The 10471-nt window shown below is 53.8% G+C and carries 8 protein-coding genes and 1 riboswitch; of the genes, 2 read left to right on the top strand and 6 right to left on the bottom strand.

Annotated features, from left to right (window positions below; all coding sequences use genetic code 11):
- Positions 1-308: 308 nt before the first annotated feature.
- The 6 genes from C7386_RS12655 to C7386_RS12630 all read right to left on the bottom strand — a co-directional run bounded on the left by C7386_RS12655 (position 309) and on the right by C7386_RS12630 (position 7402).
- Positions 309-1304, bottom strand: coding sequence for a sugar ABC transporter substrate-binding protein (locus C7386_RS12655; RefSeq protein WP_110435936.1), 996 nt, complete (start codon positions 1302-1304; stop codon positions 309-311).
- A 131-nt stretch (positions 1305-1435) separates the two neighbouring features.
- Positions 1436-2431 carry a Gfo/Idh/MocA family oxidoreductase gene (locus tag C7386_RS12650; RefSeq protein ID WP_116705678.1) on the bottom strand — a complete coding sequence of 332 codons (996 nt, stop codon included), beginning with the start codon at positions 2429-2431 and terminating at the stop codon, positions 1436-1438.
- Between the two features lie 207 nt (positions 2432-2638).
- Complete coding sequence (locus tag C7386_RS12645) at positions 2639-3646, bottom strand: Gfo/Idh/MocA family oxidoreductase (RefSeq protein WP_116705677.1); 1008 nt, start codon at positions 3644-3646, stop codon at positions 2639-2641.
- A gap of 15 nt (positions 3647-3661) precedes the next feature.
- The gene (gene iolE / locus C7386_RS12640; protein ID WP_116705676.1) at positions 3662-4552 is read right to left on the bottom strand and encodes a myo-inosose-2 dehydratase; all 891 of its coding nucleotides are present in this window, start codon (positions 4550-4552) and stop codon (positions 3662-3664) included.
- Positions 4553-4567: 15 nt separating this feature from the next.
- Positions 4568-5698 (bottom strand): Gfo/Idh/MocA family protein, encoded by a 1131-nt coding sequence (locus C7386_RS12635; protein WP_116705675.1) that lies wholly within the window; start codon positions 5696-5698, stop codon positions 4568-4570.
- Between the two features lie 108 nt (positions 5699-5806).
- The gene (locus C7386_RS12630) at positions 5807-7402 is read right to left on the bottom strand and encodes a solute:sodium symporter family transporter (RefSeq protein ID WP_116705674.1); all 1596 of its coding nucleotides are present in this window, start codon (positions 7400-7402) and stop codon (positions 5807-5809) included.
- A gap of 303 nt (positions 7403-7705) precedes the next feature.
- On the opposite strand from C7386_RS12630, the gene C7386_RS12625 reads away from it, so the two are divergent.
- Together C7386_RS12625 and C7386_RS13860 are read left to right on the top strand one after the other, a co-directional pair.
- On the top strand, positions 7706-8545 hold the full coding sequence (locus C7386_RS12625; RefSeq protein WP_116705673.1) for a helix-turn-helix domain-containing protein: 840 nt from the start codon (positions 7706-7708) through the stop codon (positions 8543-8545).
- Positions 8546-8704: 159 nt separating this feature from the next.
- Positions 8705-8794, top strand: a riboswitch (cyclic di-GMP riboswitch).
- Between the two features lie 516 nt (positions 8795-9310).
- On the top strand, positions 9311-10213 hold the full coding sequence (locus tag C7386_RS13860; protein WP_318261309.1) for a recombinase family protein: 903 nt from the start codon (positions 9311-9313) through the stop codon (positions 10211-10213).
- The last annotated feature ends 258 nt before the right edge of the window (positions 10214-10471 follow it).

Here is a 10471-nt window from a genome sequence, read left to right as displayed (position 1 = left end):
CTGACCCGGCTCTGCCTTGCGGGCAACGTGCGGTGCCTCGATCACCATCAGCTTGGTGTTTGCGTTCAGCGTTTGCTTTTTCAAAATCTGATACATTGGTCAAATATCCTTTCGCCAAACCGAATCGGGGTATAGGAAAAGCCGCACAAGCGGCTTTTCCAGCAATATGAGAAGAAAACTTATGGGTTAGTTAAAAGAGAGAGAATAAAAATATTAGAGAGTATGTCTTAAATGACATGAAGAATGGGAAGAACATTGGAGCGTTTTCCCAAGCGCGAGAGTGAGAGCGAGGGATCAGAAAATAATGCTTATACCAGGCTCTTCAGCTTGTCCAGATACTCCTGAGCATTGTCCGGAGTAATGACCTTACAGCCGGTATCGATGAAGTCATCCAGCTTTTCGCCTTCTACAACGTCGAGCAGGCTCTTAACACACTGGTAGCCCATGTTGTACGGGTCCTGTGCAACGGTGCAGGAGATTTCGCCGTCAACAACTGCCTGTACGCCGGAGGAGATGCCGTCGAAGCCGCATACGATGATGCCGTCGCCGTCACGGCCTGCCTGCTTGATGGCACGGGATGCGCCGAGCGCAACATCGTCTGCGCAGCATACGATCGCATCGATGTCCGTGAAGGACTGGAGAACACCATCGGTTACGGTAACAGCCTTGTCGCCTACGCCGTCGGTGTACTGCGTGGAGATAATCTCGCAGCCGCCTTCTTCAAGTGCCTTCTTGTAACCAGCTACACGAGCCTCAGAGGTGGACTCGCCCTGGATATTCGCCAGAATAACAACCTTTCCGCCCTTACCGATCTTCTCGGCTACATACTTGCCGCCCTGATATGCAGCGTCCTCGTGCGCCGTGCCGATAAAGGTTTCCGCCTGATCAAAATTGGTGTCAATCGCCAGAACCGGAATCTTTGCACCGGTCAGTGCATTTGCGATCTGGTCTGCCTGCAGCGGTGCGATTGCAATCGCTTCGCACATATCTGCGTTTACAATGGTCTCTACCATGTTCAGCTGACCGTCGAAGTCGGTATCGCTGTTTGCACCGCGTACATCAACTTCTACGTTGCCGAGATCCTTTTCCGCCTGCTCGACGCCTGCGATAACATAACTCCAGTATTCGGAAGAGGTGGTCTTGAGCACTACGCTCAGCTTATGGGTGTCGCCGCTGCTGCTTGCCTGGGAATCGCCGGAGTCATTGCCGGATGCGCTGCTGCCGCCGCATGCACTCATGGAAACTGCCATCAGTCCTGCCAACAGCATCGCTGCGGAACGCTTAAAAAGGTTGCTTCTCTTCATCTTTCTTTCCTCCTGTTAGACAAGTTGTCTATTGGAATCATATTACCGGGTAATATGACCTTCTTTATATCAACAGGAGCGGTTTCACACCTATTCCCGCCCCTGCTGTATACCATTCGCGGGGGGGGGGATTATGCCTCTACCTTTTCCCACTGACCGGTGGTCTGTGCCTTGATCAGTGCGTCGGAGATCTTGCAGGCCTCGTAGCCGTCCTCAGCACCCGGGCCCGGAACGTCGGTCTTGCCCTGCAGGTAATCTACCCAGTGCTGCAGCTCTTCCTGATAAGCAACTACGAAACGGTTGGTCCAGTCCTCCGGGATGGCCTGGCCGCACTGCAGGTAGGAGCGGACGATCGGCTCTGCCGCTACCGGCAGGCGGATGGTGCCCTTCTCGCAGACCAGTTCGCACAGGATCTCGTAGCCATAGTAGCTGTTGCCGGAAACCTCAACGTCGATCAGTACGCCGGAGTCGGACTGCATAAGTACCAGCTGCGGGTCCTGGCAGGTGCCTTCTGCGAAGCAGGTAGCACGCGGGAAACGAACAGCGACTTCGTTCAGGTTCTCACCCAGCAGCCAGCGGCAGATGTCGATCTCGTGGATGGCAATGTTGGTGATGTGCTGCTCGGTGGTGTGGTTCTTCGGATGGCTGCGGGTACGGCTGATGCAGTGCGCCATCAGCGGAGCACCCAGCTCGCCGGAGTCGAGGATCTTCTTCATCTTGATGTAGTCCGGGTCAAAGCGGCGCATGAAGCCGATCTGCAGCAGACGCTTGCCGGAAGCCTTCTCAGCCTCTACGACCTTCTTCGCGTCCTCAAGGGTGGTAGCCAGCGGCTTCTCGCAGAATACCGGCTTGCCGGCTTCGATGCACTTTACTGCCAGATCAGCATGCGTGCCGTCCCAGGATGCGATAACAACTGCGTCGATCTCGGGAGAAGCGATCAGCTCCTCTGCGCTTGCCATTACCTTTGCGCCGTAGGTCTTAGCGACCTCCTCAGCACGCTCGGTGTTCAGATCGTAAACAGCAGCCAGACGAGCGCCGTCTACATAGGTTGCAATGTTCTGAGAATGGGTGTGGCCAATGTTGCCGCCTGCGCCCAGTACGCCAATAGCGAGTTCCTTCTTGCTCATGATGTGAATCTCCTTTTTTCCTTTATCTAAGGCAACACCGCACACTTAAAGCTGCGGCGCTTTGCGGAAATTTTGTCCCCTGATTGCGTTGCGATTTCTTGCAATACGTCAGTATTGCTGCAAAACCGCGCCTTATCAGTGCGCAAAATTTACTCGCAAATCGCTCTTGTCCAATTATGCGGTATTGCCATAAAAAGCGGTTGTAATTTACTTCTTCTTACCGTCCAGATATGCCTGATGCAGCTGCAGACAGAACTTCAGGCTCATCGTGCCGTCGTGTGCGGTGGTCTCCGGCTTGCGGCCGGTGCGTACACAGTCAACGAAGTCGTCGATCTCCGCCTGGAACGCCTCGCCCCAGCGAGCAAGGAAGCTCTCCTGGCACTCCTCTACAAAGCCGTTCTCGGTGAACTGCGAGAGGTAATTCTTGCGCGGTACCGAGTTGACACGCAGCGTGCCCTTGGTGCCGACGATTTCGCTCTCAACGTGGCTGCAGGTTGCGGTGCGGCCCACCTGAATGTAAGCGGTGGTGTTGTTATCGAACTTGGTCAGCGAGAAACCGTTGTCGTAGTCGTTGTAATCTGCCAGACCGGTGCAGACATAAGCATCGCCGGTTGCAAAGGAATCGACCGGATCGCCCTCGAGGAACCAACGTGCAAGGTCGGTGTCGTGGCTGCCCATCTCGATAAACCACGGAACGTAAATGCCCTTCTTGACGCCTTCCAGATGTGCCTCGAGCACGCTGGACGGGTCGAGCGATACGCCTTTGAACAGGATCGGCTTGCCGATCGCGCCGGCGCGGATCTTCTCCTTCGCCTCTGCGTAGGACGGATCGAAGCGGCGCATGAAGCCGACCGTAAAGCACTTGCTGCCGTTCTCGGCTACGGCCTTCTCGATCTCCTCACAGTCCTCAAGGGTCTTGGCCAGCGGCTTTTCGCAGAAGATATGCTTCTTGGCCTTGCAGGCTGCCAGACACGGTGCCTTGTGAGCATCTGCGCCGGTTGCAACAACGATTGCGTCAACCTCGGGATTGTTTACCAGCTCGTCTACATTGGTGTAGCCATACGGTACGCTGAATTCCTCCTGAAACGCCTTGACCTTGCTCTCGGTGCGGGCGCAAACCGCTACAACCTCTGCGTGAGGATTACGCTGCAGGCTGGTGGCGTGCATTCTGCCCATCATACCGATGCCAACGATACCGAAACGAATCTTCTCCATTTGTAATCCTCCTTATCAGATACCTGCGGTTTTCTTGATATACTCGCGTGCCATCTTGGCATACTCGAGCGGATTTGCCTTTGCCGGGTCCTGCTCGGCTTCAACGATGAACCAGCCCTCGTAATGTGCGTCATGCAGCGCCTTGAATACGCCCGGATAGTCTACGCAGCCGTCACCCGGAATGGTGAAGCAGCCTTCCAGAACCGCCTTGCGGAACTTGAAGCCCTCGGCGTAAGCCTTTTCCATCATGTCGGGACGGATGTCCTTGAGGTGAACGTGGCCGATACGCGGGCCGAACTCCCTGGCTGCCTTGACGGCATCTTCCTTGGAGAAGGTGAAGTGACCGGTATCAAAGCAGAGGTAAACGTAACGCGGGTCGGTGTTGTCCATCAGGCGCTTGGTTTCCTCGAAGGTCTGAACCACGGTTGCCATATGGTGATGAAAGCACAGCTTGAAGCCGCGGTCAGCAGCGATCTTGCCCAGCTTGTTCAGGCCGTCGCACAGCTTGTCCCATTCTTCGTCGGTGGCAACCGGCTTGTTGTTGCCGAACATCGAGCACTCCTCTGCGAACAGGCAGCGGGTCAGCTCGCATACGTTGATGCGGCTTGCACCGACAGCCTCGAGGAAGTCCAGCTGCTCGATAAATGCCTTTTCGTTCTCCTCGTAGGGGGTCGAGCACAGGAAGCTCGAGAACCACTGGGATGCAATCTTGATGCCGCGCAGGTCGAGTGCCTTGTTGAGCACTGCCGGGTCGGTCGGGAACTTGCCGCCGACCTCGGTGCCCTGAAAGCCTGCCAGAGCCGCTTCGGAAACCATCTGCTCGAAGGTCAGCTCACCGCCAAGCTGCGGCATGTCGTCATTGGTCCAGCCGATCGGCGCGATGCCGAGTTTTACATTGTTAAACATGATTTGCTACCTCCCTCAGCACTTTTCCCAGGTGCCGGACTTAACGGACTTGAGCACTGCGTTGATAATGCCGTCAACCTTAGCGCCCATCTCGAAGTTGCAGATGTACTCGCCGCCGTGCATAGCCTGCATGAGTGCGTGAGCCTGCAGCGTCTTCATGTCGTCGAATGCGATTGCGATGCCGCCTGCCGGCTGGAAGTACTTGAAGCCCTTGTGCTGCGGGTTGAGCAGTACGGTGCGGAAGCCGCAGTCACGGCCGTTGTCCTTGTCAGCGTCAGCCTTGAAGTAAACCTGAACCTCGCACATGCGCTCCAGATCGTATACTACCGAGCCCTCGGTGCCCTGAATCTCGTAGTAGAAGTAGTTCTTGCGGCCGGTTGCCACACGGGAGGACGAGAAGTCACCGATGGCACCATTTTCATACTTAACCAAGAAAGTGATGAGGTCGTCGTTCTCGACCTTGCCCATCTCGGTGCTGCCTGCCTTGACCGGACGCTCCGGAATAACGATGGACTGTACGCCCAGAACCTCGCTCATGTCGCCCATGATCATCTGGGAAACGCTCAGCAGGTGGCTGCACAGGTCGCCGAGTGCGCCGGAACCAGCCAGCTTGTTGATGTGGCGCCATGCGATCGGAATGGACGGGTCAAGCAGCATGTCCTGATCGTAGGTAGCGTGTACGCGCATGATCTTGCCCAGCTTGCCGGACTTAACCAGCTCTGCAACGTACTGGTTTGCCGGGTTCATGATGTTGGAGAAACCGCAGTAGTTGACTACGCCCTTTTCCTTAGCCAGATCAGCCAGCTCGCGGGACTGCTCAGCAGACAGAGACAGCGGCTTCTCGCAGAAAACATGTTTGCCGTGCTCCAGAGCAGCCTTTGCCATCTCGTAGTGCATGCAGTTCGGGGTTGCAACGTCAACCAGGTCGATTTCGGGATCGGTAACAACGTCCATCCAGTTGGTGGTGTAGCGGTTGTAGCCCATGTTCTTCGCGAACTTTGCTACTGCATCCTCGCTGACGTCGCTTACCAGCTCGAATACCGGCATATCATCGCCGAAGATCATGCGTGCGTTGTGGAATGCGGTGGTGTGGGCCTTGCCCATCCAGCCAGCGCCGATCAGACCGATTTTAATTTCCTTGCTCATAAGTTTTTCCTCCTCAAAAAATCTCAATACCTTTGTTGGATTTTATCGAAAACGCCTTGTGCGTTTCTTACAATGTGAATAGATGAATGGTTTCCGGGGTCCGGCTCATTATCGAGCCAGACCGATCGGAGAGAACAGCGCGTAGACGCAAAGCATCAGGATGAAGCAGGTCAGCGCGGCGGGTTTTACATACTTCCACGGGGTCAGGTCAACAGCCTTGGAATCCTCGAGGATGAAGTCGGTAGCACGGGGCTTGAGCTTGCCGATGAGCAGCATCAGTGCCAGGTCTACCGGGAACAGTACCGAAAGAACATACAGGTAATGCACATTCAGCGGCAGGAACTTGGAGATCGAGTACAGGATAACGTGTACGACCAGCGTGATCTTCGGTGCGCAGGCCGGAACGCGCTTGGTGTAGAAGCCTACCAGCACGATCGCGAGGATCGGCATGGAGTAGAAGCCGAAGCACTCCTGCAGGAAGTCATACAGACCGGACGGTGCATTGCTGACGAACGGCGCCACGCAGATGGATACGATCGCAAGACCGGTACCAACGCGCTTGCCTACGCTTACCAGATGAGAGTCGCTTGCGGTCTGGTTGAACAGCGGACGGTGGAAGTCCAGCGTGTAAAGCGTTACACAGCTGTTCAGTGCCGAGTTAAAGGACGACAGGATCGCACCGAACAGAACCGCTGCGATGATACCGAGCAGCCAGTTCGGAACAACTGTGGTGATCAGAGACGGATATGCCAGGTCGCTGTTTGCCAGGCCGTCTCCGAAGAAGCGGTAAGCCAGCAGACCGCAGATGGTGATGAAGAACGGATCCAGCAGCTTGAGGAATGCGGTGAATACAGCACCTCTCTGTGCCTGTGCCAGATTCTTGGCAGCCAGCGTGCGCTGGATGATGGACTGGTTGGTGCACCAGTAGAACAGGTTGTTGAACAGCATGCCGAGGAACAGAACCGGCCACGGAATCATCGGAGGCAGAGCGTTCGCCGGATTGACCGCGTTGAACTTTTCCGCCGGAACATTGGTGATGAAGTCCTGAATGCCGGCAAGGAAGCTGCCGTTGCCGAGGATGCAGATGGACAGGATCGGGATCAGCAGACCGCCGATCAGCAGACCCACGCCGTTTACGGTGTCGGATACCGCAACTGCCTTCAGGCCGCCGAAGATTGCGTAGATGGAACCGATAACGCCGATTGCAACACACAGGATTGCAATGCTCTGATAAGTGGTGATGCCGAACAGCTGATCCAGATGGAAAATCTGGTTGAAGGCCAGCGCACCGGAGTACAGTACGGTCGGCAGGTAAGTAAGCATGTAGCCGAGCAGGAACAGGAACGAGATGATCTGCTTGGTGGTGCGGTCAAATCGAACCTCCAGGAATTCCGGAATGGTGGTGATACCGGCTTTCAGATACTTCGGCAGGAAGATCAGTGCCAGCGCCAACAGCGCGATGCTTGCGTTTACCGACCAGCTCATGGCGCCCATGTTGGTCGAGTAGCTTTGTCCGGCCTGTCCGACCAGCTGTTCGGTGGACAGGTTGGTCATTTCCAGTGAACCGGCGATGACCAGACCGGTCAGTCCGCGTCCTGCAAGGAAGTAGCCTTCCTTGGTGGACAGGTTCTCCTCCTTGGTCTTGTACCATGAGATCAAGGCTACAAGACCGGTGAAGGCGATGAATGTCAAAATGATAATCAAATGTTTCAACCCCTCTTTCGAATAAGAAAATTCTATTATATTATAGAATTCCCTATTCTTGTTTTTTCTTTTCTCTTTGTCTTTTTAACTCAAAAGAAACTATTTTGCGTGTTTTTGTTCGTTTCTCTTTTGTTGTACCTATCATATATCAAACTCTCGCATTCATCACTACACAGGATAATAATAAAATATCAAAATATTATACTTTTTATTAGTATCATTTTTTGATATAATTGTATAAGAAAAGCGAATGACAGCATTTCCATGCCATGATATGGTACAAAAAAGGAGTTGACACCAATTATGCTTAATGATATGGGTATTCTGGCAGATTCTGTGCGCTATTACCACGATGCAGATGCCTTTACCGCGACGAACCTGTACCATGTTCCGCACGCAGGCAGCTACCATTGCGACGAAACATACGGTATGCAGCGCAATTATCTGGATATCTGCCAGATGCTTATTGTAGATGAAGGCGAACTGTCGGTCACCTACCGCGGTGAAACACGCACCGCCGGTCCCGGCAGCCTGATCCTGCTTGACTGCAGAGAGCCGCACAGCTATCACGCCCTTACACCGATCCGCATGCGCTGGTTCCACTTTGAAGGCAGCGGCAGCACCGCCTATACACATCTTATCCTTAATACGCACGGGTTCATCCTGCCCACCGGAAGCAATGCCGAGATTGAGGAATGTGTCCGCCGCATCATGGTCTCGGTGCACCAGAACCAGCCCAATCCGCATATTATTTCCCTGACGATCAACAAGCTGCTCGTTCTGCTCGTGCTCGTGCTCGGAGAAAAGAAAAAAAGCGATCTCGAGATCGCCATTCAGGACTCGGCCGACTATATGACGTACAATTACGCGGATAAGTCGCTTTCCATCGAGCACCTGTCGCAGCGCGCTGCGCTCAGCACCTGCTACTATATGCGTAAGTTTAAGGAATACCAGTCCGTTACACCGCATCAGTTTTTGCAGACCGTGCGTCTGAGCGCCGCAAAGCAGCAGCTGCTCACCACCTCGCAGAGTATTGAGACCATCGCGGATAACTGTGGCTTTTCCAGTGCTTCGCACTTCATTATGGCCTTCCGTAAGAGCACCGGCATTACCCCGCATCAGTACCGCACCCAGTGGAAATAAAAAGCACACTCGCAGTCCTGCGCGCACCGGATTAAACGGTGATATTCATCAGATCGCTGCACGAAATGTCGTTTTTATGACACGAATTGTATAGCTGTCCCGTTGCACACCTATACATATTATGGTATAATAATTAAAAATCAGGTACAGACACGGTGCCTGAGAAATAGACAAACCCGTCGAAAGACGGGGACGCAAAGCCAGAAGGTTCTAAAGCGGCAAAAGCCGCAATGATAGCTGGTTGCAAGCATCAGCGAAGACGCTGTTAACCTCTTCTGCGCTTTATTGGGCAGAAGGAGGTGTACACCGTGAAAAAGAACTTGACAGACCGATTTGCGGTGCAATACACTGACGGCAGAGCAGAGTAGGTAAAACTCTGCCCTTTTGTGCTGTTCCCCCAAAGATATGAAAAAACGATTGTTTTCGGCAATAGTATCATTGTGTATACTGTTGACAATGGCGCCGACTGTGGCGTTTGCGGCGGATACTTCGGTTAGCGGTGGTATTTCATGGAACATTACAGATGGAACACTAACGATTTCGGCAGCCGATATCCCGGAAGATGGCTATACAAAAGGTGTAATGCCTAACTATGCCTATGGAAAGCAGCCTTGGAATAGTAATAAATCAAATATCCAGAGCATTGTAATTAAAGCTGAGGTAACCAATATTAGAGAGCGTGCTTTTCAGGATACAAAAGTAACTGTTCAATCATCCGCACCTATACGAAAAAGCCCAGCAAAGGCGGATTTCCGCATTGTCACCATGCATCATCCGTTTGATGATGACCTGACCCGCAAGTACATCCCCTCCATCGTAGAGAGCGGCAATGTAAATGTCATGTTCAGCGGTCATACGCATCTGTACGCCCGCTACGCTTCCGCAAACCCGGCCCGCGGCACGGATACCCTGTATGTAACGCAGGGCGACGCCCGTATCGGTGACGGCAAGATCGACACCGGCAAGCCGGATCAGCGCATGGATGACAACTATCCCAACCTGCTGGCAAACGGCAAGGGCGATATGCTGGAGGTTACCGTGAAGGACGGCCTGCTGACCTATAAGAACATGGGTCTGGGCAGCGAGGGTGAGATTACCCTGTCCAAGGACGGCACCAAGCTGGCATACAGCGATATTTCCATCACGCCGGACTCCATTCAGTCCAACGGCACGGTTACGGTATCCGCAACGGTAACCAACGTCGGCAAGGGTCTGGCAACAGCTTCCATGTGTGTCAAGGACAACGGCGCCGACCGCCCGGAGCTCACTCGGATGATGGAATATGTCCGGCGTGGCGACACGGTTATCGTCGAGTCAATCAGCCGCTTTGCGAGGAACACGCGCGACTTGCTTGACCTTTTGGAACGGTTGACCGAGAAACAAGTAGAATTTGTCAGCCGCAAAAAAGCTATCGACACGACCACACCGACCGGCAAATTTATGCTGACCGTATTCGCGGCAGTCGCGGAGCTTGAACGCGAGTACATCTTGCGGCGCCAGCACGAGGGAATTGCTATCGCTAAAGAGCAGGGCAAGTACACCGGCCGCAAGCCGCGGCCCTTGCCGGACAAATTCGAGCGAGTGGTTGCGCGCTGGCGGGCAGGGGAAATCACCGCCGTGGAAGCCATGCGGCAGACTGGGCTCAAGCCTAACACCCCGAAGATGTGAATTTAGACCCATACATTTTTCGGTGCGCTGAGCGCTGTGTTTTGCAGAAAATCCGCTATTATCAGAACCATTCACTGGCATTCCCGTTAGAACGAACAGAAACAGAAAACAGACAATCCCACTTGATACCGTACCTGACATCAAGTGGGATTTTATCTGTGCAAATGTTTTTCTTATCCAAACACCGGCGGTGAGACCTGCCGGTTTCCGTGTTCCCTGCTTTTTAGACTGTCCTGCTGTTTAATCGGCCCAGACTTC

It is taken from the genome of Agathobaculum butyriciproducens (assembly GCA_003096535.1).
GTDB lineage: Bacteria > Bacillota > Clostridia > Oscillospirales > Butyricicoccaceae > Agathobaculum > Agathobaculum butyriciproducens.
Note: the sequence above shows the minus strand (reverse complement) of the source record. Positions and strands in the feature narration are given on the sequence as shown.